Source organism: Lysinibacillus sp. UGB7, assembly GCF_049058285.1.
GTDB lineage: Bacteria > Bacillota > Bacilli > Bacillales_A > Planococcaceae > Lysinibacillus > Lysinibacillus sphaericus_B.
In genome coordinates, this window is the sequence record NZ_JBMGUV010000010.1 from 71,670 (window position 1) to 96,745 (window position 25,076).

Below are 25,076 nucleotides of genomic sequence, written 5' to 3' on the forward strand. Positions count from 1 at the left end.
AGGAAAAAATATGAAGACAGTTACAGTCAATATTGTCACTCCCGACGGCCCAGTATACGATTCTGAAGTTTCAATGGTAATCGCGAAAACGACTTCAGGCGAAATTGGTGTACTAGCAGGCCATATTCCAATGGTAGCTCCACTTGCAATTGGTGCAGTGAAGCTTAAAAAAGAAAATGGTTCAACTGAGCTTGTAGCGGTAAGCGGTGGTTTCATTGAAGTTCGTCCAGAAAAGATTTCAATTTTAGCTCCTTCTGCTGAAGTAGCTGAAAGTATCGATGTTCAACGTGCTAAAGAAGCCGTTAAACGTGCTGAAGGACGTATTCAAGGTAAACAAGATAACATTGATTTCAAACGTGCTGACCTAGCATTAAAACGTGCGTTGAATCGTATCAACGTTCATGAGGGTAATATCTAATTCAATTTTTAACGGGCAGATTTAATTTCTGCCCGTTTTTTAAATGGAGGGAATCAACGTGGAAATTTATGAAGCAGTAGGACAAGAAGCTTTAATGGGTATTGTATCTCATCTATTTTTTATTGCTATTACATTTTACGCTTTGCAGGCCTTCTTGTTAGAGAAGCTGTTTAAGAAAAATAAAGTATTTCAAATACAGTTAATTTATATATTGTTGAGCATTGCAATTGGCACGGCCGTATCTAATTTCTTTTTACAAATTTCAAGCTGGTCTGGAAAACTGCCATACTTGTTTTAATTCTATTATATATAAGTGCCTAACTATATTTATGTAGGGTAATTTTATACGTACATATTTCAAAGGGTTCCATAAGATGATTTATGAGGTCCTTTGAAATATGTACAAGCATGTTTCAATAATTTCATGCAAATGTTGTTTTTTGTACACAAAACTATGGGTATGTATTAATAATTGAGGGCAGTTGTACCGTATTATTGGTCATTCACAAAAAAAAAAATAATGCGTACAATAAATAAATAGAAAAATATCAACAAATGCCTTAAAATAGTGATTTTGATGCTTGAACGAACGTGTGAAAAGTTGTACTATAGAGTTGTTTGTTTACTGATTATGACATTATACATCTTTTTTTAAAATAAATATTCGATAGGTTAAGAGATTGAATTCGGAGGGACGTAGGGTGGAGAAAATTATAGTGACTGGCGGCCAAAAGCTACAGGGAAAAGTTCGTGTAGAGGGCGCAAAAAATGCAGTGTTACCAATCCTAGCAGCAGCTTTACTTGCTTCTAAAGGAGAAAATGTAATTAAAGAAGTCCCTAACTTAGCAGATGTCTATACAATTAACGAAGTATTAAAAAGCCTAAATGCAGATGTTACATATATACCTGAAGAAAATATTGTATATATCGACACAACGAAAGAACTATCTAGCGAAGCTCAGTTTGAATATGTAAGTAAAATGCGCGCATCAATTTTAGTCATGGGTTCTTTACTTGCTCGAAATGGTTTTGCACGTGTTGCTTTACCAGGAGGTTGTGCAATTGGTTCTCGTCCAATTGAATTACATTTAAAAGGTTTTGAAGCAATGGGGGCAAAAATTTCATTTGGGCACGGTTATGTAGAAGCGAAGACTGATGGCCGTTTAAAGGGTGCAAATGTGTATTTGGACTTCCCTAGTGTTGGCGCTACAGAAAATATTATGACTGCTGCATCTTTAGCAATCGGTACGACAGTGATTGAAAATGCTGCAAAAGAACCTGAAATTGTAGATCTTGCAAACTTCATAAATAGTATGGGTGGTCGTGTCATCGGTGCAGGTACGAATACGATTCGTATTGAAGGTGTTGACACATTATATGGAACGGAACACCATATTATTCCTGACCGTATTGAGGCCGGAACATTTATGGTAGCAGCTGCAATTACTAAGGGTGACGTGACTATTGAAAACGCTGTGCCTGAGCATATGACAGCATTAATTGCAAAAATGCGTGAAATGGGTGTAGAAATTACAGAGCTAGATGAGGGGATACGCGTAAGGGTACCTAACGTCTTAAAAGCAGTAGATATTAAAACTATGCCACATCCGGGCTTCCCAACAGACATGCAATCACAAATGATGGCATTAATGTTAACAGCACAAGGTACGAGTATTATAACGGAAACGGTGTTTGAAAATCGTTTCATGCATGTTGAAGAGTTCCGTCGCATGAATGCTGGTGCTAAAATTGAAGGACGTTCTGTGTTTATCGAAGGGCCTGTAAATCTTCAGGGGGCTGAAGTGATGGCTACAGATTTACGAGCAGCGGCTGCACTAATTTTAGCAGGTCTTGTATCAGAGGGAGTTACGCGTGTTACAAAACTTCATCACTTAGACCGTGGTTACGTAGATTTCCACGATAAGCTAGCGGCACTTGGCGCAGATATTGAGCGTGTCGCAACAATGGAAGTAGTGTCAAATGAAAAATCAACTATGCATATTCCAGCCAATTAAATAGCATGAGAAACCCTTTACTAGTATGTGGGAGTAAAGGGTTTTTTGTTGTTGCTGAGTAGAAAAATGTTCAATAATGGACTGAAAGAATTTCAGTAAGTTAGGCTGTATTATGGAAATTCCATGTCCTCGTTCACATAATTAGATGAAGTCTAGCATATTATTCCTTATGAAAAAATGGATGATGAGTATAGGGGTTATTTGTTTAATTGGTGCATTATACATGCTTCCAGTGGCATTTAGTGAGAGAAGAATGACATTGGAAGATAGTTCTCCGCAAAAGACGGAGCAGGCCTGTGAAATTCTCATAGAAGTGGAGGGACAAAAGGAAAAAATCCCTTTAGAAACGTATATAACAGGTGTTGTAGCAGCAGAAATGCCTGTTTCATTTAAAAAAGAGGCTTTAAAAGCACAAGCTATTGCGGCAAGGACATATGCATTGAAAACGACAAATTACGGCAAAAAAGCAATTGCTCCAACGGTTGCTAGACAAGTTTTCTATGATAAAAATCAAAGAAAAGCCAATTGGACTAGCAATTTCCCGGGAAATGAAAAGAAAATTGTCGAGGCGATTACAGAAACGAAAGGACAAGTTCTTCTATATAATAATGAATTAATCACGGCAATGTTTCACTCTACAAGTAATGGTAAAACGGAAAGTGCTTATGGCTACAGCGGCAATGACATTCCGTACTTGCAAAGTGTTGCAAGTATGTCCGATCAATCATCTCCAAAGTTTACTGCAATGGAAGAATGGACATTAGCTGAATGGAATGCTTTATGGCCAATTAAATGGCAAGCAACTGATTTTAGTCGCTTACAGCTGTTCTCCAACGATTCAGGGCGTGTTGAACGATTGCAATTAGGCAATAACGTATGGACAGGGCGCGAAGTACGAACGCTTTTGCAGTTGCCATCTAGTGACTTTACTATATCTTTTGATAAGAATACGGGCAAGGTAGGCGTGACAACACAAGGATATGGGCACGGCGTAGGGATGAGCCAGTATGGTGCAGAGGCAATGGCGAGCGATGGAAAGACTGCTGCAGAAATTTTACACTACTATTATCAACAAATTGAGATAAAAAAAATAGATGCATGTTTAAAATAACTTCTAGTTGTTCACACTGCAACTAGAGGTGATGAAAATGAGAGAGGATAAAAATAGTAAAACTTCTCAAAAAGAACAGTTACAGAAGAAACCTTGGTTTTGGCCAGCAGTGTATGCGGGTGGCGCTCTAATGCTAGCAGGTATTTTATTTGGTTACAATAGTCTTGTATCAAAAGTAGAAGAGGCTCCGTTACCAGATTTAGCGCAAGTGGAACCAGGTCCAGTAGTTGAAACCAATGCACGTACAGAAACAATGAAGTACCCATTCAAGGAAACGAATCTTAGTAAAGTACAAGTTTCACAGGAATTTTATGAGCTAGAGGCCAATGAAGAATCACGTGAGAATGCCTTAATGGTATTCAATCAAACATTCACTACTTCATCTGGTATTTCGCTTTCTATGAATGGAGAAGAGTTTGAGGTAGTTGCTGCTTTGAGTGGTAAAGTACTAGAGGTAAAACTAGATGCGTTCACAGGCAATAAGATTGTACTAGAGCATTCGAATGGTAAGCAGACACAATATAGCTCTGTGAAGGACATTGCAGTGAAGGAAGGCGATGAGGTGACACAAGGTCAGGTACTAGGAAAAGCAACTGACAATGAGTGGAATCAAGCAGCTGGCGTTCACATGCATTTTGAAGTACTAGAAAACGGAAAATTTATTAATCCAAAGAAATTATTAGCGTTTTAAAAACTACATTCGCGCCCGTTCGTTGCTGTCATAGCGCTTTCGCACTGACAAAACATCCGTACGCGATAAGCGCTGATCTAAAAAAAGCCACGAACAGTGGCTTTTTTGGCGCGAGTACATAATTTATCCAAAAATATGTCAGTTGGAGAAAGAAGCCTAAAACAATCTCAACTTTGCGACAGCTGTTTCATGAGCCACATTTAAATGCTTGAGTGACAAGATATTAATAAAAAAATCAGCATATTAACAGAAAGTGCAAATCGTGTTCTGAATAGCTTTGTCCTCACATAAGGTGAAGAAATGCGCAGACGTGCATCTGATGCCAAAGCCATTTTGTGAAATTGTGTGGAAAGGACGAAGAACGTGCACGAGCACATTCGGAAGCGCTGCATTCGCCTCGGTGAATTATTGATTGAGACGCGTGAAACTGTGCGTGTCCTCGCGAAAATGACAGGTTATTCAAAAAGTACGGTGCACAAAGATTTAACAGAGCGATTACCTACAATTCATGAAGGATTAGCTGAGCAAGTGAAAGAAATACTCGCCTACCATAAGGCCGTACGTCATATTCGTGGAGGAGAGGCAACGAAAAACAAGTGGAAAGAAAGAGCGAGTCAAGAATGATTCGTTCTTTTTTTGTACCTGATTACGTCAACTTATATAATTGAAGGAAAACATACATATTCACTAAATTTAGGTGAAATTACCAATAGGGTGTGATAAAATATTCTAGATAAACAGATAAAAATGAACGTTATGTAGTTGGAACTGGCGGGAAGGAGAAATTATAGAATGTTTTCGAAAGATATTGGCATTGACTTAGGAACTGCGAACGTATTAATCCACGTAAAAGGGAAGGGAATTGTCCTGAACGAACCTTCTGTGGTGGCGATTGATAGAAAAACAAATAAGGTATTAGCGGTAGGGGAAGAAGCTCGACAAATGGTAGGGCGCACGCCGGGCAATATAACTGCAATTCGTCCATTACGAGATGGAGTAATTGCAGATTTTGATGTTACAGAAGCAATGCTTAGACATTTTATCAATAAATTAAATTTAAAGGGCTTTTTAACGAAGCCACGTATACTAATCTGCTGTCCAACAAATATTACTAGTGTTGAACAAAAGGCTATTCGTGAAGCTGCTGAAAAATCGGGCGGTAAAAAAGTATATTTAGAAGAAGAACCTAAAGTAGCAGCAATAGGTGCAGGTATGGATATCTTCCAACCAAGCGGTAATATGGTCGTTGATATTGGTGGTGGGACAACAGATATCGCTGTCCTTTCAATGGGGGATATTGTAACGAGTGAATCTATCAAGGTTGCTGGAGATGTTTTCGATAACGATATTTTGCAGTACATTAAAAAAGAGTATAAGTTGCTGATTGGTGAACGTACAGCAGAGGCAATTAAAATGACGATTGGTACAGTATTTAAAGGTGGTCGTAGTGACTCAATGGATATTCGTGGTCGTGACATGGTAACAGGCTTACCGCGTACAATTGCTATCCACTCGGAAGAAATTGAACGTGCCTTACATGAATCGGTGGCGATGATTGTTCAATCGGCGAAAAATGTACTAGAAAAAACACCACCAGAGTTATCCGCTGATATTATTGATCGTGGCGTTATTATTACTGGCGGTGGTGCTTTGTTACATGGCATGGACCAGCTATTAATTGAAGAGTTAAAAGTACCTGTTTTCATTGCAGAACACCCGATGGATTGTGTTGCAATTGGTACAGGCATTATGCTTGAAAATATCGATCGAGTACCTGCTTCCCTATAATAATAGAATGAGGTGATTCCTTTGTTTAAAGGGTTTTATACTGTAGCAACAGGGATGATTACACAACAAAGACGTACAGAATTATTAACTAATAACTTATCAAATGCCAATACTCCTGGATTTAAGGCAGACCAATCAACAATTCGTTCGTTTCCGGACATGCTTATGTCAAGCGTAGGTAAAACGAATGCACCTGCTAATCAGCAAGCTGGTTCGCAATATATGAGCCAAGTTGGTGCATTGAACACAGGGATTTACATGCAGGAAACATTGCCAAATTACATACAAGGTCAAATTTATAGCACAGATTTACCGACAGATATGGCCTTAATCGATGGATACTTACCGCAAAATGAAGATGGTGTTACAGGCTCGATTTTCTTCCGTTTAGCTCATCCAGAAGGTGGAGAAGCGTATACGCGTAACGGGAACTTTACTTTAGATGGTCAAGGCTATTTAGTAAATCCACAAGGGCTGTATGTGCTATCTGAAGCAGGTCAGCGCATCCAGCTACAAAATGATGATTTTCGCTTAGACCAAGACGGTACAATTTTTGTAGATAATCAACAGGTAGCACGAGTAGGTGTATCTTTTGCTGCAAATCCGAACATGCTACAAAAACAAGATAACGGCTTAATTCGTACACAAAATGGAGAAAATTTACCGACTGCTTATGGTGCGAATGGTGTATCCTTTACACTAAGTCAAAATTTCCTTGAGGGTTCGAACGTTGATTCTAGTCGTACCATGACAGACTTAATGACAGCATACCGCGCGTTTGAAGCAAATCAAAAAGTGTTACAAGCTTATGATCGCAGTATGGAAAAGGCTGTCAATGAAATTGGCAAAATATAATAAGCAAACAGGAGGCGTTGTCAATTGTTACGTACGATGATTACCGCAACTAATACAATGGGGCAATTGCAAAATAAATTAGATACGATTAGTAATAATATTGCTAACAGTAATACACATGGCTATAAAACACAGGAATCTACTTTTAATGAATTGCTTTATCAACAATTCAATAATGATAAGCAAGACCGCGCTGAGCGTCAAACGCCTGTTGGTATTCGCTATGGCGCTGGGGCAATGCTCGGCCAAATTCAAACGAATCATAAACAGGGCTCATTACAAACAACAAATCGTGACCTTGATTTTGCTTTTACAAAACCAAAGCAATATTTTAATATTTTGATGCCAGATGGTGAAAATGGATCAAAAACAGTGTATACTCGTCAAGGTGACTTTTATTTATCACCATTGAATAATGGAACGGCTATGGTTGTAAATGCAGATGGCTATCCACTTGCAGATGCATCAGGGCAAGCGATTACATTACCGGATAATGTGAACAGCTTTGGTATAAGCAATGGAGGCGTTTTAGAGGCAACTGATGCGAATGGCAATATTATTCGTACGGATATAGCCGTTACAGAACTGCAAAAGCCACAGCTAATGGAGCATATTTCTGGCACATATATAGGTTTACCGAATAACTTAGCCGAATTAGGGTATAATCAAGCTGAAGTATTAACGGAATTACAAGGGGCAAATCGTCAGCAAGTAGGCATGCAAGGTGGTACGCTTGAAATGTCGAATGTCAACTTATCAAAAGAGATGACAGATTTAATCCAAACACAGCGTTCTTATCAATTCAATGCAAGAGCCGTAACCTTAGCAGACCAAATGCTGGGACTGATTAATGGTATTCGATAGGTTAACGCTCTTATAAATGTCTAGTTAGAAATGAAGGAGTACAAGCTATGACAAACGATTCACGTCGCCGTTCTGTGCCGACAAAAGAAACCGAAACGCCACCAGAAGAGAAGGAACGACGCTCAAATGGAGAGCAACGAGAGGTTCGATGGGTGCAAATACGACTGATTCCGATTTGGTTACGTGTTGTACTTGTTATCGTGTTAATCGTAGTTGCAGCTATTCTAGGAACAATGGTTGGCTACAGTGTAATAGGCGAAGGTAAAGCACTGGATGTTTTTAAAACAGAGACATGGCAGCATATATTTGACATAATGAATGGTAAAGAATAATAATATTCTTTACCATCCTTTGCGTTTTACATAAATACATATTCTAAGGGGGAAAAGAAATGTTAACAGCAGAACAAATTCAAGCAATTTTACCACATCGTTATCCTTTTCTATTTGTCGATCGTATTGTGGAATTAGAAGAAGGTAAGCGTGCAGTAGGCTTAAAAAATGTTTCCATTAACGAAGACTTCTTTAATGGCCATTTTCCAGGTTATCCAGTAATGCCAGGCGTATTAATTGTAGAAGCATTAGCACAAGTTGGTGGGGTAGCATTATTAAATGCAGAGCAATTTAAAGGACGTCTAGCTTTTTTAACAGGTGTAGACAATTGTCGCTTTAAGCGTCAAGTAGTGCCGGGAGATCAGCTTCGATTAGAGGTAGAATTCGTAAAGCTACGCGGTGCTATGGGCAAAGGACACGGTATTGCTACTGTCGATGGTGAGCTAGTATGTGAGGCAGATATTTTATTTGCAATTGGACCGGAACAGCCAAAACAGCCTTAATTTGCAATTATAGGCTAAAAGTTATAAAATAATGTAGTTGAATATTTTTTTGGTTTTATAAATGATTTATGTTCTGAGAGCGCGATGGCGAATAAGCGATTGTGAATTGAAATACATGTAATTTGAGGTTTTTTAAAACGTAGGAGGATTATATAGATGTATAAGGAATTGTCTTCAGGTGTTAAAATTAGCATTACGCGTTCGATTTCAACATCTTTCGAATCATACTTGGCAAGTATTGGTTGGGATGAAGAGCGCTTTTCTATGGAAGACTTCATTGCTAGCTGGCAGTCTTATTTTCAGCAAAATGCCGCTTGGATCGAAAAAATCCCATCAGATGTTTTGATGAGTACTGAATTCCATGAAGAAATGGCTCAAAAAATCGATGAGGTAATTGCCAAAATTTTAAATGAAGAACCAACAGCTAAACAGGTCGAAACAATCGAGGCATTACAAAAAGGGCTAGATACAAACTATACTTATGACTGTAAAGCTGAGGCAGCATATATCGAACAGTTATTAAAAGAAAAACAAAAATAGTTTGTAATAAAATCGGATAGTAACCTTCTTTCCCGGGCAATCTATGTAGGATCACAAATGCACAAGATGTATTTGATGACATAGTACCTAACGGAGAAAGGAGGTTTTTTTATGTGGAAAATGTCATTTTTCACCATGATTCTTGCTACAGTATTCCTTGGAGGTTGTAACTGGGGAAACAATGCAGCTGACGAGACTCCCATGGAGGATACAAGGAACGACATTCGTGAAGGCGTCAATGATGTCGAAGATGCAATAGACCCAGACAGGAATGATGACGTCTATGATCGTGATGTTAACGGTGATCGTGGTACAGTTAATGATAATAATGTAATTCCAGATGCTACAGCACCAGGAACCAATGCTGATATGAACGGCACAAATGGTGTTGACAACGCCCCTAATGCGAATGGTGTCGATCGTAATAACAACAACATGAACGGTACAAATGGCGTCAATAATGAAGATATTATTGAAGACAATAAAGACATCAAAGACCGTGACAACTTAGATAACCGATAAATACAAAAAGAGTGATTCCCATTATACGGAATCACTTTTTTCTGTATGGAGAAGTGAGGAAGGTGCGGGAATATCCGCGGAAGTTACGTACATCAAATTTCAAATGCGTTCCCTCCCATATTTTTTACATCACATTTACCTGAATGTTCTCGCTTGTCCAATATAAAAAAGAACGATACGTAAAACTACGCATCGTTCTAGAGGTGAATTAGTCATTTTTCAGTTTTGGTCGTTCTTTCATACCATGTGCAAAGCGGTCCAGTAACTCCTCTGATGAAACGCCCTCTGCAAGAAGTTCTGCAAGCAGTTGCTCAGCATATTTTGAACGTTTTATCTTTAATGTCCCTTTTAAAAGTATGGAGATATGTTCGCCAATTTCATGTACGGCATGTACGGCAACGCGGAAAGGGGCAGGTTCATTATCGGGAGATGAAATAACTGCACGGACATTGAAAACGGCATCATTCGCTAATAATTCATCAAAGATCGAGCGGAATTGTCGGTCCATAAACAGTTCAAGAATCCAAGATTGATGGCTGTTTTCCTGGTTAATAATAATGCCATCGACTAAAGGAAAAGGTTGTATGCCATCTTTGGTAACAAGATCAAAGGAAAGCATTTTAAATGTTTTCATTATGTATCCTCCTAAGTCGGTCATTCCTTTTAGTATAACATAATCAATTAGGCATGGTGTATCACTGGCTTTTGCATATTTAATTAGTAAAGTGATAAATATGCAAAATTTAAAATTTTAAAAAACAGGGCTATTTATTACGTACATAAGCTTCATTTTGGCAAAACATTCTAACAATGAAAAATAAACATATCAATATAGCCAATTTATGCTTAAAAATCAGCATAAATTACAAAACTCGACTTTTGCCAATTTTAGAAGTGCTCTTGTATGATGAGAGCAATTAAAAGCAAAGGAGGTGAATTGATGAATCAGGTCGGACTAGTTGGAAGATTAACAAAAGATCCTATATTACGACAATTATCTGGCAATCGAGTGCAAACACATTTTTCTCTTGCCGTTAGCCGCAATTACAAAAACAGTCGTGGGGAAGTGGAGGCTGACTTTATTCTTTGCACAGTATGGGGAAAACTGGCAGAGCGTATCGTTAAATATTGCGGAAAAGGTTCCTTAATTGGTGCAAATGGCCGTATCCAGTCAAGGTCATTCGTGAATGAAGAAAGTTCAAAGATTTACATTACAGAAGTAGTCGTAGAAGATGTCCGATTTTATAAGCTTAAGCCCCGAGATAGTGCGGGGGCAATTGGACCACCACAGTCAATCACTGAGCAGAATAGCTTAAAAGATTTTGTGTTGCCACAGGAAGAAGTACAATTACCGGTAGTATAACAAATTACGTTATACATACGGAGCAAGTTTGAAAATTATCTGATCCGCCATTCTCCTGATAGCACTTGCACCGTAATCATTTAATTGAAAGGATGGATGTATTACCTTAAATGACTTAATCATTGTTGTAGACCGCACAGCAATGAGCATTTCACACACAATTAAATATGAAGTTGAAGTAAGTAGGAAAGTAGTAACAACATTGTTCACTGAAATTGGCAAACTAAAAGCGCGCCAAGAACATTATGCTCTTGGCGCGTATATTACGTTGGAATATTATAATCAAGTGTCATCAAATCACGAAGCTCATGATCTGCAAGTTCCGTTAACCATTGGCTTGATTGAATGAGTTCTTCCGATAATGCAGATTTTTGCGCCAGCATTTTATCAATTTTCTCTTCGATAGTACCGATTGTAACAAACTTATGCACTTGCACAAATTGTGTTTGCCCAATACGATAAGCTCGGTCTGTGGCTTGATTTTCAACCGCAGGATTCCACCAGCGATCGGCATGCAACACATGGTTGGCAGCTGTTAAATTTAGTCCTGTGCCTCCTGCCTTTAAGGAAAGGATGAAAATAGGGAATTCTCCTGCCTGAAAAGCCTCCACCAATCGGTCACGTTGTTGCTTTGGCATAGCACCAGTTAAAAACGGAGCATCGACATTATGCAATTCACTAAAGCAATGCTGTAGCAATTGTCCCATACCAATATACTGTGTGAAAATGAGGCACTGCTCACCATTGTCCACGATTTCCGCCGCCATTTGTACAATACGTTCTAATTTGGTAGAACGAGTTAGCATTGTTGTGGCATCCTCGAAAGGTTCCTTTAAATAGAGGGCAGGATGATTACATAATTGCTTCAATTTACTGAGCATTTTTAAAACACGCCCTTTTTTCTGAAAGCCTGTTAATTGCTCTAGCTGATCAAGGGTCTCTAAAATGTAACCTTCATAAAGAGATGCTTGCTCAGTAGTTAATGGGCAATAAGCATTGGATTCCTGTTTATCTGGTAAATTAAGCTGTAAACTAGGATCACGTTTTGTTCGACGTAGTAAAAATGGTTGTATTTTCGCACGAAGCTTTTGTTTATGTGATTCTGATTCATCGCGTTCTATTGGTAAAATAAATTCTTCATTAAAGCGACCGAAGCTACCTAAATAACCTTTATGAATAAAATCAAAAATAGCCCAAAGCTCTGATAAGCGGTTTTCAACAGGTGTACCTGTCAAGGCAATATGGTGTTTCCCTTGTAATTTACGAATTGAACGAGATTGTAATGTTTGCATATTTTTAATATTCTGTGCCTCATCCAGTACAACGGTAGTCCAGTCAATTACCTGTAAAAACTCCGCATCCTGTGACACAGTACCATAGGTAGATAAGATAACATGTGGTTTTTCTCGCTCTACAAGTTGTACAAAAGTTTCTTCCTTCGCTCGATTTGCTTGATAATGCGTATGCACGATTAAGGAAGGAGCGAAACGAGCTAGTTCCTTTTGCCAGTTGCCGAGTACCGACGTCGGACAAATGATAATAGAGGGCTTAGATGAATCCATGGTTTCATTAACATGCAATAGGTATGAAATAAGCTGAACGGTTTTACCAAGACCCATATCGTCAGCTAGACAAGCGCCGAAGCCTTGTTCACGCATAAAAATGAGCCATTCAAAGCCTTCCTGCTGATAAGGGCGCAACTCAGCTTGAAGTGAAGTAGGTAGTGGAACAGATGGTAACCCTTTTTTCTCTTGTAACTGCTCCATATAGGATTTTAGAGATTGCTGCAATTCAAATGCAAAGAGAGGGTCATCCCGTAGTACATCATCAGCGTCCTCCTCTTCTAGCGGAAGCGATAAATCCTCTGGTAATTCACGGAATAGTAACTCGCGAACAGTCCAGCTTTCATCTTCCGCTTGTTGCATTAATTCGCGCATTTCCTGCATCCAGTTTGCATCTACACGAAACCATTCTGTACCAATACGTATGAATTCACGTTTTTCATCTACAAGTTTTTTAAATTGCTCAGGTGAAATCGACTCACCGTTCATAGAAAACTGCCATTTAAATGTTAATATATCATCTAATCCAGCAACTTTTTTAGTGGATGCATTCCCCGTACTTACACGAACACGCATCTTCGATTGTTTTAAATCCTTTAGCCAAGCTGGTAGCACGACATCAAAGCCAAGTGCTTGTATTCTAGCCAAATCTTCACGTAAAAATGAGCGAACTTCTAAATCCTCAAGCGTCTCATGAATAAAAATATCGCTTCGTATATCGTCAATGGACAGAAGTTCCACGATTTGTGTTTGTTGCTGCACAATATCATTTGCAAATTCCTGCCACTTTGTCGGTAAGGCATCTACGATTGGTAGTGTTTGCTTGCGGATAGCGGGTGTCCAATAATTTTTTGTCGTTGCTGTGCTAAGGACAGTTTCTAACAACCATACGTCCGAGTCTTCTTCAGGCTCACTTAAACGTAGTGACACCCTGACAGTGCCAGCCTGACGATCCTGTTCTAAAGGCCAGCCACCACGCATGAAAAATGGTAATAGTTTTGGTAAATCGGATAGCAACAACCCTGCATTTATAAGCTTTTGTTGCACTGCAGTCTCAAGTAAGTTTGTTTCAATACCATCAATTGGAAAAGCTAACGATGAAAAATCATCAGCAATAATGGCATGGTTCCAAAGTGTTGGGTCTTGCCAGTACACTTGTAGTGTCGACACGGTTTCTAATAAGGAGCTACTCTCTTCATTTATCCCATGCCATTGTATAAATGGATGCTGATAGCGAGAGGAAAAGATATCGAGTAGCTCTGCAGTAGAAACTTCGATGGAAAAGTCTGAATGATTGGCCAGTAAACCATAGACATTTGTTTCATAATTAAAAAACAAGGAAGAAACAAGTGAACTTGCATCCATTGCTACACCACCAGCAGTAAAGCCCTGTAACGCAAAGTAACCTTCCTGAACTGTCTCAATACGGAGCTGTATTTTTTTCGTAAACGGAGAGGTAGCATTTAAAGTCATCATACTAAGTTTCCTTTCTCAATCTCTTCCTGTAATGCACGTAGTCGTTTGAACTCTGTACGTATTGTTTGCATGTATGTTTCAAAATAACCAGTTTTTCCGGCTCGTTTTGCTGCACTTCGCATACTTTTCCATATACGAACCGCCTGTTTATAATTCATGCGTGATTTTTGGGTAATCTCTGCCATTGCATAGACATGATACAAAGGCAATACAGTCGCAGGAGCTACCTGTAGCACATCTTTTAATCCACACATTTCTAAATAAGAAAGGGAAGAGAGATTTAATTGATGCAAGGCTGCCCATTCACGATAGCGTTCTTTTTTTATAAGGAAGAACGAAAATGGCTGAAGCCCGTAAACACCAAAAGCACTATATAGGGAGGTTTCTTCTTCGTCAGTCAGTTGTATGTCTTCATATAATAATTGGAACTGTCGAACATATTGAGCACGCTGTACTACGGGTACAGTTTCCTGTAAAAAGGCTTCTGCAAATGGTAGCATCGCGCGCAAGATGGATGTCTGGGCTTGCGGCTCTCCTGCTCGCTTAGCAAAGGTAGCAAGCTCAAATAAGTCGTTCATATGCTCGATATTTATATGTGCAATACTTTCTTCTAATAATTGTTCTTTTTGTAATAGGACGTAAAACAATAGCTTCAATGATTGCAATGAAATCTCAGATGATGGATTTTCAAGTTCATTTAGCAATGCTAGTTCTTGCTCACGTCGAGGCTTCTCATAAAAAAGTACTGCCCATAGCAGCATGTAGATTTGTAGTCGACTGGCAAAGAGTTCACGACGTTCTAATAAAAAATCTCGTACAATTTGTTGAAGTGCATTGTAAAAAGGATCGGTTGCAAAAAGGCGTGAGCGTCCATTAAGTTCCGTCAGTGTACTTTCAAAAGATTGAATACTTTGATCAATAAAGTATTTCATATAGGGTGAATCAAGGGAATGCCCGGGTGTTTCATTTAAATGGCGCCATATCGTATTAATGATGGTCAGTTCCATAAACAGTTTATAAAGCGGCTGCCATTCACGTTCAAAGGGCATATGTTTACGAAGACGCTCTAGTGCATCAGAGCGAATAGCAGATAGACCATAGCCTTCCAGTACACGACCAGGTGGCAGTAAACGCTTCATCACTTCGTTAGCCATTAATCCCCAGCTTTCAGGACTACGTTCATCGGCCAATGTTTTTAACTGCACGGATTTTTGCGCTCGCCATGCACTAGACCAATTTTGTACCGAATCAAAGTACTGATAGAGTGCAAGCAATGCACCAAGCTGATGGCGACACCATTTTAGCTGTGGGCAATTACAAAATAATGTTTCGTGTGCAAAGTCAATTTCTATAAAAGTGGGTCTGACATCCTGTACACTTGCATATAATATAGAACTTGCGCTATTAAAACGTTCAAATGCAATAGATTTATTACGTACTGAAAAAACTGCACGACGCACAAGCTCCTCATCTTCGGTTGAGGAAGGATGTAAGTCCATCTCAGCTTCCTTTACTTTTGCAAGTACAAATTGCTGATGTTCCTTAGCTAGTTGCGAAATAGATAAAACCATAACTCCACTCCTCTCAATAATAACTGTGTTATTTTAATGTTGTTTGCATGTCACTGTTTATCAGGTAAAAAAGACTGTCCTCCCATTATACGATTAAAACGGGGACATGATAAGCTGAATGATTATAAAGAAAAAAATTGAAGTAAAGATAGTTAACAAGAGGATTTATTTATGTTAAAATCTGAATAATCAGATAATTCAGGAGGGATGAAGGATGATGCAAGTTCAATACATGAAGCCATTTTACACAAAAATTACTGGAGATAAATTGCGTCTCGTATTTGCTTATCAATATTTCTCTATATTAAAAGAGAATGAGATTTTCCATTTCATACCCATCGAAGGAAAAGAAATGATTATCAACTTGCATACACAACAAATCGAAAATTTATCTGAGGTATTCGTTTTCCAAAAGGGAAATCGTTTCATTCGTTTACCACTTTATCAATTATTACTCATTACAAATGTCCATGAACATCTAGCACCCATTCTTGAAAGCGCTACACCGAAACCGCAAATACCGCTTGTTTCTTCTGTGACAGTGGGTGAGATGAATCACCTTATAATCGAAATGGAGCAAAAAAACTTTGATTATTTAATCGACAAGGCACTGTTAGATTACAATGAGGCGCTCTTTTTTGAACTACTTCACCAAAAGAGCAATCAACTCGGAGGTTTCGAATCTTGAATACATGGCACAACAAATAAGCACCCACTTTCATTGAAAAGGAGGGGTGCTTTTAAATTTAACTTGTCATAAATAGCAGGTGAAAAATTGTAAATGTCTTCGGTAGCATATGGATAATGTTGTTAAAAGTACGAATTGCACGCTTAACAGAAATTACCGTAGACCGATATTAATAAAAATACAATATATGGAGGTGGATAAGCAATGCTTGGCAAATGGTCAGCTACGGGGATGTCGATTCTAAACAATATGAACCGGCATTACAATGCAATGAGCAAGTCAATGTTGCGAATTTCCTCAGGTTATCGAATAAATAGTGCAGCGGATGATCCAGCGGGACTCGCAATTTCCGAAAAAATGCGTGCGCAAATTCGTGGTTTGAACATGGCGTCAAAAAATATTCAGGATGGAATTTCACTTGTTCAAACAGCAGAGGGCGCACTGAATGAAACACATGCCATGATTCAGCGGATGCGTGAGCTAGCAGTCCAGTCCGCCAATGACACAATGACAGATAGCGATCGTCAGCAACTGGATTTGGAGTTTCAGGAATTAAAAAAAGAAATTCAACGTCTCTCAAAAGATACCGAGTTTAATACAAAAACACTACTAAATGGTGACTACGCAACAAATGGCATTGAAATTCAGGCCGGTGCTAATGCTGGGCAAAGTATTGAATTGCACATCAATGATATGGGTGCAGGGGCGCTTGATCTTAATGACACAACCTCTATTGCTACAAGAGAAGACGCGGATAAAGCCATTTCTACGTTGGACGAATCTTTAAAGCGAGTATCCAATGAGCGTTCGCGCCTGGGTGCCTATCAAAACCGTCTTGAACATGCATATAACGCAAACATGAACACTGCAGAAAATTTAACGGCAGCTGAGTCCCGTATTCGTGATGCAGATATTGCGAAAGAAATGATGAATATGGTAAAATCACAAATTCTATTACAAGCCGGTCAATATGTATTGGCCCTTCATATGCAACAGGCTCAATCAATCTTAAAATTGTTAGATAGTGGAAAGATAAGGAATCCCAGATACTAATGGAGATTCCTTTTTTTGATAAGCAGACCACGAGCAATATCGCTGATAAAAGTGCAAACATCGCCGGTAAACGAAGAGCAATCGCCGGTAAACCCTGAACAATCGCCGCTAATAGTACAATCATCGCGAAAAACCCGCAAATTTTACCCACTTACCCTTAGAAAAAGCGGCAAATTTTTAATTTGAAGCAACTAGTATTTTTCCACTCTTATTCTTGTTATAGTTTGTAGAAAAGGAGCGATGTCTTTGATTGTTAAACCGTTTATGCCTTCACCACGCACACTTGGACTGCACGCACTCGTAGCTCGTCTACCGTCAACACATCCACAGTACCAAAAATTACAAAAGGAACTAAAAAATAAGGAAGCGGGTGATTTTGGTGAGCAATACATTACGAACGAGCTTCAAAAATTACAACCACTCAGCGATTGCCACATATTCCACAATGTTATACTTCCCACTATCCTTCCGATGCAAATCGATATTTTGATTATTACACCAAGCGGAATCATTATTTTAGAAATAAAAAATATTCGAGGAACTGTACATTTTAAAAGTGACCCTCGTCAGCTCATCCGTACCACGGAAACAGGAGAAGTTCGTACCTTTACACATCCTGAAATTCAACTTGAGCAATATATACAGGCAATGCAGCATTTCTTAGATGCTCATCGCATTACTATGCCTTTATATGGCGCAATAGTTTTTCCTTTCAATAATGTAGATGTTCATCGAGAGGGAAGCGGATTGCCAATCGTCATGGGGAAAGAGTTGCCGATTTATATCCATAAGCTATTAGCAAGGAAATTGGATTTTGCTATAAACGATGTATCGCACATCATTTTGTCACAGTTGCAGCAGCAAAAGAATCCGTTTCCACTTTGCCGATACTATCATATTGAACCGTCTGTTTTGCAAAGGGGTGTTTATTGTGAAAGTTGCGGTCAGTTTGGCATGCTGAAATTAAAAGCAACATGGTTTTGTCAGAAGTGTGAACATCGATGTAAAGAGGCACATGTGTCGGCGCTCAAGGATTTTTATATGCTTGTGGGCGATACGATGACGAACAGGGAATGTCGCGACTTTTTGAATGTTGGTAGTCCACATGTTACAAAACGCTTATTGCAAAGATTGTTTCTAACCCGTAGTGGCACTGGTAAAAACACAAAATACAACTTGTCGCTTCTAAATGGAAAAAGCTGAAGAAAAACCGAAATCGCTGATAGAAGACCCAAAATCGCTGATAATCCCGCAAAAATCGCTGATAAAACTCAAATACAACCACCCTGCACCCCAACCAAAGTAAATAGAGCACAGAAAACGCTTCAAAATGACAAATTGATTCACACTTTCCCTTGAAAGATGTATACTATAATGCAGAACAAAAATGCGATTGCATTTACACAACATATATAAAATTAATGACTACTCGTTTTTGAAACGGAAGGAAGAATAGAGAATGACTAAATCAATTTGTGTCGTTGGACTTGGCTATATCGGTTTACCAACGGCTGTAATGTTCGCCAACCACGGCATAAAAGTACATGGGGTGGACGTAAACCCAGCAGCAGTAAAAAGTATACAAGAGAAAAAACTTCATATAGAAGAGAACGGCTTGCAGGAGCGTCTGAACAAAGCAGTAGATGAAGGGTTCCTAACAGCGTCAACAACACCGCAGGAAGCAGATGTGTTCATCGTAGCTGTTCCTTCACCAATCAATGCTGACAATACAGCTAATTTAGAGTATGTGCGTCAAGCAACTGCTTCTATTGTACCTTTTGTAAAAAAAGGAAATCTTGTAATTCTTGAATCGACAGTACCACCGAAAACAGTGGAGCATGTGATGTTACCAGAGCTGATTAAAGCAAACCTTGAATTCGGTGTTGATCTATTTGTAGCACATTCACCAGAACGTGTAATTCCAGGTCGTATTTTTGAAGAATTAGTGAACAACGACCGTATCGTTGGTGGGATCGATGAGAAATCATCACAAATGACAAAAGAGCTTTACCAAACATTTGTGAATGGCACAATCCACCTGACAGATGCAACAACGGCTGAACTAGTAAAGGTTATGGAAAACACATACCGTGATGTTAATATTGCTTTTGCGAACGAGTTAGCGAAAATGGCAGAAAAACTGGACGTGAATATATGGGAAGCGATTAAATTCGCGAACTATCACCCACGCGTAAATGTGCATTTCCCTGGTCCTGGTGTTGGCGGTCACTGTATCGCAGTTGACCCATGGTTCCTTGTGGAGCTTGGTGGCGAGCAAGCACAAATGATTCACCTGTCTCGTAATACAAATGACAGTATGCCAAGCTATACAGCACAAAAAACACAGGCAATCTTAAATCAAAACAAAATTGCAGGTGGCAAAGTAGCAGTACTTGGACTAGCCTTCAAAGGAAATGTTGATGATATGCGAGAAAGTCCATCAACAATTGTGATTGATGAACTACAAAATCTAGGCTTAGATGTGATTTCTTTTGATCCACACATTAAAGAAAACAAACATGTTACACAAACACAAAGCTTAGAGGAAGCAACAAAAGATGCTGACATCATTGTTGTACTAACGGATCACAATGAATTCAAAGCACTAAACGCCGCAGACGTGACAGCAAAAACAAAAATCGTCTTCGATACGAAAAACTGCTTAAACCGTGAAAATTGGCAAGAAGCGGGCTTTGAGTTCCATTTACTTGGGGATGCGAAAAACCGATGAAAGAAACAGTACTTGGCATAAACGTCAATACGGAGGGCTACGATGAATTAATGGATATGGCATTTGAGCGCATTGAGAAAAAACAAAAGGCGCTCGTTGTTGCCATCAATCCTGAAAAAATTATCAAAGCTAAAGAAGACCCTGCTTTAAAGAAGCTATTGAATGAAGCGGAATTTCAAATTCCAGATGGTATTGGTGTTATCCTTGCGTCAAAAATTCAAAAAGGGCAAATTCGTGAACGCGTGACGGGTGTGGATATGATGATGAAGCTTTGCGAAGAAGCGGCAAAACGTGGTAAGCCTATTTTCCTTTATGGGGGCAAGCCAGGTGTAGCAGATGCGGCAAAAGCAAAACTCGAATCATTATTTTCTTCTATTAAAATAGTCGGCATACAGGACGGCTATGAAAAAGACAAGCAGAAGGTAATTGACCGCATTAACGAAGCACAGCCTGATTTACTATTTGTAGCAATGGGCAGTCCAAAACAAGAAAATTGGATTAATGCGAATCGTGATCAATTGCACCCAACGATTTATCAAGGTGTGGGTGGTTCATTTGATGTGCTTGCAGGCACAGTGAAGCGAGCACCAGAAATTTTCCAGAAATTCGGTCTTGAATGGTTTTATCGATTATTAAAAGAACCTAAGCGTATCAAGCGTCAAGTGGCACTTCCATTATTTTTACTGGAAGTGGCTAGAAAGAAACGGCAGTAATTTTTAAAAAATGGTATTGTCGTTTTAAATTGAAAGTGTTAGACTGTAGGTGTATAGGAATTTCCTCTATGAAATAATAGAATTCCCTGCAAGGAAACAACGGTTGGTAGCCCAAGCGAAAAAAGCTCAAGCATATTATATGCTTGAGCTTTTTTCGTTTTGTTGCTTTTAAAATATAGATACTTATGGTCACTTCGAATCATGGATGAAACAATCTACCAACACTTCTATTTTTTTAGCTCTTACCTGTACTTTTACGATAAACCAAGCAGAAATCTATGAAATATGTACATTTATCCATAGAAAGAAAGATTTTGTTGGGAAAATTACGTGATTTTACTTGAAAAATAACCTTAGATAGCCGACAATGGTAAAAGAGAGTTAGACGTCCTATTTTTTCCGGAAATGAATTAGAAACTTTCCCAAAATATGATTGACAACTTTTAGGGATACAACTATACTTTTATGTGTAGTTGTTTATTTACTGCATATCTATGTGGTATAAACATAATTTTTGAACTTAGAGGAGGAAATTTTTCTATGGCTAACCAACCAAAGAAATACAAAAAATTCGTAGCTACGGCTGCAACAGCTACTTTAGTAGCTTCTGCTATCGTACCAGTGGCTTCTGCAGCAGGATTCTCAGATGTAGCAGGTAACGACCACGAGGTAGCAATCAACGCACTAGTTGAAGCAGGTATCATCAATGGATATGCTGATGGCACATTCAAACCAAACCAATCTATTAACCGCGGTCAAGTAGTTAAATTATTAGGTCGCTGGTTAGAAGCTCAAGGCCAAGAAATTCCAGCTGACTGGGAAACTAAACAACGTTTCAGCGATTTACCAGTAACAGCTGAAGCTGAATTAGTTAAATATGCTGCACTTGCTAAAGATGCAGGCGTATTCGCTGGTTCAAACGGTAACTTAAACCACACGCAAACTATGCAACGTCAACAAATGGCAGTTGTTTTAGTACGTGCGATTAAAGAAATTAGCGGTGTAGATTTAGTAGCTGACTACAAAAAAGCTAATTTCGTAACAGAAATCTCTGACCTTGAAGCTGCTTTCGCTGCAGAACAACGCAATGCAATCGTTGCTTTAGAATACGCTGGTATCACTAACGTATCTAAATTCAACCCAGCTAACAGTATTACTCGCGGTCAATTCGCTTCATTCTTACACCGTACAATCAACAATGTAATGGAACCTGAAGCAGGCGTTTCAACTGTTAAAGCTATTAACAGCACAACTGTTGAAGTAACATTCGATGAAGAAGTTGAAAACGTACAAGCTCTTAACTTCTTAATCTCTGATCTTGAAGTTAAAAACGCTGCTGTTAAACAAACAAACAAAAAAGTTGTTGTTTTAACAACTGCTGCTCAAACAGCTGATAAAGAGTACACAGTATCTCTTGGCGAAGAAAAAATCGGTACTTTCAAAGGTCTTGCTACTGTAATTCCTACTAAAGTTGAGTTAGTAGCTCCTGCATTCCAAGGTAAACTTGGTCAACAAGTTACTGTAAAAGCACAAGTTACTGTAGCTGAAGGTCAATCTAAAGCTGGTATTCCTGTAACTTTCTACGTACCAGGTAACAACAACGATGGCGTTACACCAACATTAACTGGTGAAGCAGTAACTGATGAAAACGGTGTAGCATCTTACTCATACACTCGTTATAAAGACGGTACTGATGAAGTAACTGCATATGCAACTGGTGACCGTTCTAAATTCTCACTTGGTTATGTATTCTGGGGAGTTGACACAATCCTTTCAGTTCAAGAAGTAACTACTGGTGATACAATCAACAACGGCGCTGACAAAACTTACAAAGTTACTTACAAAAACCCTAAAACTGGTCTACCAGAATCAAACAAAACATTCCATGTAGGTTTCATGGAAAACATGAACGTTACTTCTGATAAAGTAGCGAACGCAACTGTTAACGGTGTTGCTGCACTTCAATTAAGCAACAATACTGGTTTAGCAGCAGCTAAAATCACTACTGACTCTAAAGGTGAAGCTACATTTACTGTTTCAGGTGCAAACACAGCTGTTACTCCAGTAGTATTTGCTCCTAATACTGCAACTGGTGAAAAAGCTGAAGTTTACAAAGCATCTGCTTTACAAACAACAGCTTCTAAAGTAACATTCGGCGCTCTACAAGCTCAATACACTATCGAAATGAATCGTGAAGGCGGCGAAGTAGCAGCACGTTATCAAGAAAATGGCCGTGAATACAAAGTGGTTGTTAAAGATAAAGATGGTAAATTAGCTAAAAACGAAATCGTTAACGTAGCGTTTAATGAAGATTTAGACCGTGTAATTAGCACAAACACTGATGCTAAATTCATCCAAGTTGATGATAATGATAAACAAACTTACTATCCAAACAATACTGCTGATGGTAAAAATAATGCGAAGCAAATTTCTGTTAAAACAAATGATAAAGGTGAAGCAACATTTATTATTGGTTCTGACAAAGAAAACGATTATGCAACTCCAATAGCTTGGATTGATATTAATACATCAAATGCTAAACAAGGTAGACTAGATGAAGGTGAGCCAAAAGCTATTGCTCCAATTTCTTACTTCCAAAATGCATACCTTGATGGTGCAACAATTAAAGCATATAATGCTGATAATAAAGCTGTAAAAGAGTTCAAAGGTAACGAAACTGCTACATTCCGTGCTGAATTAGTGAACCAAAGTAATCAAAAAATGCCTAATACTAGCATCAAAAAAGTTACTTACACAATCTTCAATACAGGTGCTCATGATGTAAAAGTTGGAAACGAAATTGTTTCACCAAACCGTAACCTTACTGTAACTTATGAAGGTTCAAATCCTGAATTAAAAGTAGTAGCGGTTGATGGAAAATCTACATCAGTAAAAGTTACTGCAAATGGTATTGCACTTAATACTGATAACAAAGATTATGCATTCACTTCAAAAGAAGCAACTGCTACATTCACTTCATTATCAGATGTTGGTACTCAAAGTACAGGTGATGTAGTTGAAATTAACGATAAAAAAATCGTTATTAAAGGGAAAGATCCAATTGAATTAAAGGATGTTAAATTCTTCAATTTATACGGTACTGAAATTCATGGTGTTGATACATTTGTTCAAATTATTAAAGGCTATGACAAAGGTGTACAAGTAACATTCACTGAAGACAAAGATGGTAAGAAATCTATCCGAATCTATAAAGAGTCAAGTGAATCTGGTGAAGTAAACACTACATCTGCATTAAAATTAACTGATGCTCAAATTACTAAAAAAGCAGAAGGTTCAGTTACTACAACATCTGCAACTGCTACAATTATCGTTGATCGCGAAGATGTTACAATCAATGGTAAAACTTACAAGTTTAGTGCTAATGCTCACTCAACAGATAAAGATTTATATGCAACAGTAGAAGATTTAGTAATTAAAATCAATGAAGATGCTGCTGTTAAAGGTGTAAAAGCTACTGTTAAAGATTCAGCTAACAAAGAAATCACATTAACAGGTAAAGATACTGATAGCTTTACTTATAAAGTAGGTAACGCACCTGAAAGAACTGCTTATGGTAAAAAAGATGCTGATGCAGTAAATCAACAAATTACATTTACATTCTCATCAGCGGTTAACTTAAAATCTGGTGATCTTTTACAAGTTACTACAGGTTCAACTGCTACAGTTAAAGTAGTAAGCGTATCTAACACATCAGTTGTAGTAGAACTTGAAAACGCAATTGCTGCCGGTACTACAATTACGGGTATCAAGTTAAATAGTGGTTCTTCTATAAAATCTAAACTTACAGACAAAGAAGTAAACCCTGCTACTAACATTACAGTTGGAGCTATTAAATAATAACTTATTTTTAGTTAAAATAAAGAGAGCTTTGTGGGAAACCACAAAGCTCTTTTTTTACTAAAAGATTAAAAGCAAAAGAGTTACTATGGTTAATATTGGTATTTCTTGAATCGTAGTGGAGTTACAGGACTTTTATTTTTGGGGACATAAAAGTATAAATAATGAATTATATAATTACTATCTTTATATTTAAGTGAAAAAGCACATAGTTTTAGAGGTTTTTATCATATTCGAATAAATAGTTTTAGTGAATAATATTTATAAGATAAACTCTTTACAGACTTAATATTGTCGACATGTTTTTTAGTTAACTCAAGTTACTTTAAGGAAAATAGAAATCTAAGTTTGGTTATGTTTACCTTGGAAATATAACATGGAGATGCTAATTTATAGTATAATAACCATATGTGAAAAATAGA

General features: G+C 38.2%; 23 protein-coding genes. 20 read left to right on the top strand and 3 right to left on the bottom strand.

All coding sequences use genetic code 11. The features are described 5' to 3' along the window. Positions 1–10: 10 nt before the first annotated feature. The 13 genes from ACOMCU_RS11160 (at position 11) to ACOMCU_RS11220 (ending at position 9,639) form a co-directional block, all read left to right on the top strand. Positions 11–418 (top strand): F0F1 ATP synthase subunit epsilon, encoded by a 408-nt coding sequence (locus ACOMCU_RS11160; protein WP_010857999.1) that lies wholly within the window; start codon positions 11–13, stop codon positions 416–418. A gap of 58 nt (positions 419–476) precedes the next feature. Further along, a complete protein-coding gene (locus ACOMCU_RS11165; RefSeq protein ID WP_010858000.1) occupies positions 477–716 on the top strand; it encodes a DUF1146 family protein in 240 nt (79 codons plus the stop codon). A 403-nt stretch (positions 717–1,119) separates the two neighbouring features. Continuing rightward, the gene (gene murA / locus ACOMCU_RS11170) at positions 1,120–2,433 is read left to right on the top strand and encodes a UDP-N-acetylglucosamine 1-carboxyvinyltransferase (RefSeq protein WP_010858001.1); all 1,314 of its coding nucleotides are present in this window, start codon (positions 1,120–1,122) and stop codon (positions 2,431–2,433) included. Between the two features lie 169 nt (positions 2,434–2,602). Next, positions 2,603–3,544 carry a stage II sporulation protein D gene (spoIID, locus tag ACOMCU_RS11175; protein WP_421050192.1) on the top strand — a complete coding sequence of 314 codons (942 nt, stop codon included), beginning with the start codon at positions 2,603–2,605 and terminating at the stop codon, positions 3,542–3,544. Between the two features lie 37 nt (positions 3,545–3,581). Then, a complete protein-coding gene (locus ACOMCU_RS11180; protein WP_010858003.1) occupies positions 3,582–4,235 on the top strand; it encodes a M23 family metallopeptidase in 654 nt (217 codons plus the stop codon). Positions 4,236–4,598: 363 nt separating this feature from the next. Further along, complete coding sequence (locus ACOMCU_RS11185) at positions 4,599–4,859, top strand: sporulation transcriptional regulator SpoIIID (RefSeq protein ID WP_010858004.1); 261 nt, start codon at positions 4,599–4,601, stop codon at positions 4,857–4,859. Between the two features lie 168 nt (positions 4,860–5,027). Then, positions 5,028–6,023 (top strand): rod shape-determining protein, encoded by a 996-nt coding sequence (locus ACOMCU_RS11190; protein ID WP_010858005.1) that lies wholly within the window; start codon positions 5,028–5,030, stop codon positions 6,021–6,023. Positions 6,024–6,044: 21 nt separating this feature from the next. After that, positions 6,045–6,878: a flagellar hook-basal body protein gene (locus ACOMCU_RS11195; protein WP_421050193.1), complete on the top strand. Its 834-nt coding sequence runs from the start codon at positions 6,045–6,047 to the stop codon at positions 6,876–6,878. Positions 6,879–6,902: 24 nt separating this feature from the next. Then, positions 6,903–7,742: a flagellar hook-basal body protein gene (locus ACOMCU_RS11200; protein ID WP_421050194.1), complete on the top strand. Its 840-nt coding sequence runs from the start codon at positions 6,903–6,905 to the stop codon at positions 7,740–7,742. A 47-nt stretch (positions 7,743–7,789) separates the two neighbouring features. Then, entirely contained in the window at positions 7,790–8,074 is a 285-nt protein-coding gene (locus tag ACOMCU_RS11205) for a DNA-directed RNA polymerase subunit beta (RefSeq protein WP_010858008.1), read from the top strand. Between the two features lie 59 nt (positions 8,075–8,133). Continuing rightward, positions 8,134–8,577 carry a 3-hydroxyacyl-ACP dehydratase FabZ gene (gene fabZ / locus ACOMCU_RS11210; RefSeq protein WP_010858009.1) on the top strand — a complete coding sequence of 148 codons (444 nt, stop codon included), beginning with the start codon at positions 8,134–8,136 and terminating at the stop codon, positions 8,575–8,577. 156 nt (positions 8,578–8,733) lie between these two features. Beyond that, the gene (locus tag ACOMCU_RS11215; protein WP_010858010.1) at positions 8,734–9,117 is read left to right on the top strand and encodes a hypothetical protein; all 384 of its coding nucleotides are present in this window, start codon (positions 8,734–8,736) and stop codon (positions 9,115–9,117) included. Positions 9,118–9,318: 201 nt separating this feature from the next. Further along, positions 9,319–9,639: a hypothetical protein gene (locus ACOMCU_RS11220; RefSeq protein ID WP_421050195.1), complete on the top strand. Its 321-nt coding sequence runs from the start codon at positions 9,319–9,321 to the stop codon at positions 9,637–9,639. 208 nt (positions 9,640–9,847) lie between these two features. Here the strand turns inward: ACOMCU_RS11220 and ACOMCU_RS11225 are convergent, their stop codons facing one another. Beyond that, positions 9,848–10,273, bottom strand: a complete 426-nt coding sequence (locus ACOMCU_RS11225) for a YwpF-like family protein (protein WP_219361238.1) — start codon at positions 10,271–10,273, stop codon at positions 9,848–9,850. 306 nt (positions 10,274–10,579) lie between these two features. Between ACOMCU_RS11225 and ACOMCU_RS11230 the strand changes: the two genes are divergently transcribed. Next, positions 10,580–11,002, top strand: coding sequence for a single-stranded DNA-binding protein (locus ACOMCU_RS11230; RefSeq protein WP_421050196.1), 423 nt, complete (start codon positions 10,580–10,582; stop codon positions 11,000–11,002). Between the two features lie 263 nt (positions 11,003–11,265). Here the strand turns inward: ACOMCU_RS11230 and ACOMCU_RS11235 are convergent, their stop codons facing one another. Beyond that, positions 11,266–14,040 carry a DEAD/DEAH box helicase gene (locus tag ACOMCU_RS11235; RefSeq protein WP_421050197.1) on the bottom strand — a complete coding sequence of 925 codons (2,775 nt, stop codon included), beginning with the start codon at positions 14,038–14,040 and terminating at the stop codon, positions 11,266–11,268. Next, positions 14,037–15,611 (bottom strand): hypothetical protein, encoded by a 1,575-nt coding sequence (locus ACOMCU_RS11240; RefSeq protein WP_421050198.1) that lies wholly within the window; start codon positions 15,609–15,611, stop codon positions 14,037–14,039. The genes ACOMCU_RS11235 and ACOMCU_RS11240 overlap by 4 nt, the downstream gene beginning before the upstream one ends. A 214-nt stretch (positions 15,612–15,825) precedes the next feature. Between ACOMCU_RS11240 and ACOMCU_RS11245 the strand changes: the two genes are divergently transcribed. The 6 genes from ACOMCU_RS11245 (at position 15,826) to ACOMCU_RS11270 (ending at position 24,654) form a co-directional block, all read left to right on the top strand. After that, a complete protein-coding gene (locus ACOMCU_RS11245) occupies positions 15,826–16,299 on the top strand; it encodes a transcriptional regulator (protein ID WP_421050199.1) in 474 nt (157 codons plus the stop codon). Between the two features lie 204 nt (positions 16,300–16,503). Beyond that, positions 16,504–17,352 carry a flagellin gene (locus tag ACOMCU_RS11250; protein WP_421050200.1) on the top strand — a complete coding sequence of 283 codons (849 nt, stop codon included), beginning with the start codon at positions 16,504–16,506 and terminating at the stop codon, positions 17,350–17,352. 246 nt (positions 17,353–17,598) lie between these two features. Continuing rightward, on the top strand, positions 17,599–18,555 hold the full coding sequence (locus ACOMCU_RS11255; protein WP_421050201.1) for a nuclease-related domain-containing protein: 957 nt from the start codon (positions 17,599–17,601) through the stop codon (positions 18,553–18,555). Between the two features lie 256 nt (positions 18,556–18,811). Beyond that, positions 18,812–20,083, top strand: a complete 1,272-nt coding sequence (locus ACOMCU_RS11260) for a nucleotide sugar dehydrogenase (RefSeq protein WP_421050202.1) — start codon at positions 18,812–18,814, stop codon at positions 20,081–20,083. Continuing rightward, entirely contained in the window at positions 20,080–20,796 is a 717-nt protein-coding gene (locus ACOMCU_RS11265; RefSeq protein WP_421050203.1) for a WecB/TagA/CpsF family glycosyltransferase, read from the top strand. The genes ACOMCU_RS11260 and ACOMCU_RS11265 overlap by 4 nt, the downstream gene beginning before the upstream one ends. Positions 20,797–21,336: 540 nt before the next feature. Beyond that, entirely contained in the window at positions 21,337–24,654 is a 3,318-nt protein-coding gene (locus tag ACOMCU_RS11270) for an S-layer homology domain-containing protein (protein WP_421050204.1), read from the top strand. Positions 24,655–25,076: the final 422 nt, after the last annotated feature.

Excerpts from the sequence above, each read along its gene's own strand:
- ACOMCU_RS11205 (WP_010858008.1), top strand. The coding sequence starts at position 7,790 with ATGACAAACGATTCACGTCGCCGTTCTGTGCCGACAAAAGAAACCGAA.
- ACOMCU_RS11180 (WP_010858003.1), top strand. The coding sequence starts at position 3,582 with ATGAGAGAGGATAAAAATAGTAAAACTTCTCAAAAAGAACAGTTACAG.
- ACOMCU_RS11270 (WP_421050204.1), top strand. The coding sequence starts at position 21,337 with ATGGCTAACCAACCAAAGAAATACAAAAAATTCGTAGCTACGGCTGCA.
- ACOMCU_RS11160 (WP_010857999.1), top strand. The coding sequence starts at position 11 with ATGAAGACAGTTACAGTCAATATTGTCACTCCCGACGGCCCAGTATAC.
- ACOMCU_RS11225 (WP_219361238.1), bottom strand. The coding sequence starts at position 10,273 with ATGAAAACATTTAAAATGCTTTCCTTTGATCTTGTTACCAAAGATGGC.
- ACOMCU_RS11245 (WP_421050199.1), top strand. The coding sequence starts at position 15,826 with ATGATGCAAGTTCAATACATGAAGCCATTTTACACAAAAATTACTGGA.
- fabZ (WP_010858009.1), top strand. The coding sequence starts at position 8,134 with ATGTTAACAGCAGAACAAATTCAAGCAATTTTACCACATCGTTATCCT.
- ACOMCU_RS11240 (WP_421050198.1), bottom strand. The coding sequence starts at position 15,611 with ATGGTTTTATCTATTTCGCAACTAGCTAAGGAACATCAGCAATTTGTA.
- ACOMCU_RS11260 (WP_421050202.1), top strand. The coding sequence starts at position 18,812 with ATGACTAAATCAATTTGTGTCGTTGGACTTGGCTATATCGGTTTACCA.
- ACOMCU_RS11235 (WP_421050197.1), bottom strand. The coding sequence starts at position 14,040 with ATGATGACTTTAAATGCTACCTCTCCGTTTACGAAAAAAATACAGCTC.
- ACOMCU_RS11265 (WP_421050203.1), top strand. The coding sequence starts at position 20,080 with ATGAAAGAAACAGTACTTGGCATAAACGTCAATACGGAGGGCTACGAT.
- ACOMCU_RS11220 (WP_421050195.1), top strand. The coding sequence starts at position 9,319 with ATGGAGGATACAAGGAACGACATTCGTGAAGGCGTCAATGATGTCGAA.
- ACOMCU_RS11250 (WP_421050200.1), top strand. The coding sequence starts at position 16,504 with ATGCTTGGCAAATGGTCAGCTACGGGGATGTCGATTCTAAACAATATG.
- spoIID (WP_421050192.1), top strand. The coding sequence starts at position 2,603 with ATGAAAAAATGGATGATGAGTATAGGGGTTATTTGTTTAATTGGTGCA.
- ACOMCU_RS11230 (WP_421050196.1), top strand. The coding sequence starts at position 10,580 with ATGAATCAGGTCGGACTAGTTGGAAGATTAACAAAAGATCCTATATTA.
- ACOMCU_RS11190 (WP_010858005.1), top strand. The coding sequence starts at position 5,028 with ATGTTTTCGAAAGATATTGGCATTGACTTAGGAACTGCGAACGTATTA.
- ACOMCU_RS11215 (WP_010858010.1), top strand. The coding sequence starts at position 8,734 with ATGTATAAGGAATTGTCTTCAGGTGTTAAAATTAGCATTACGCGTTCG.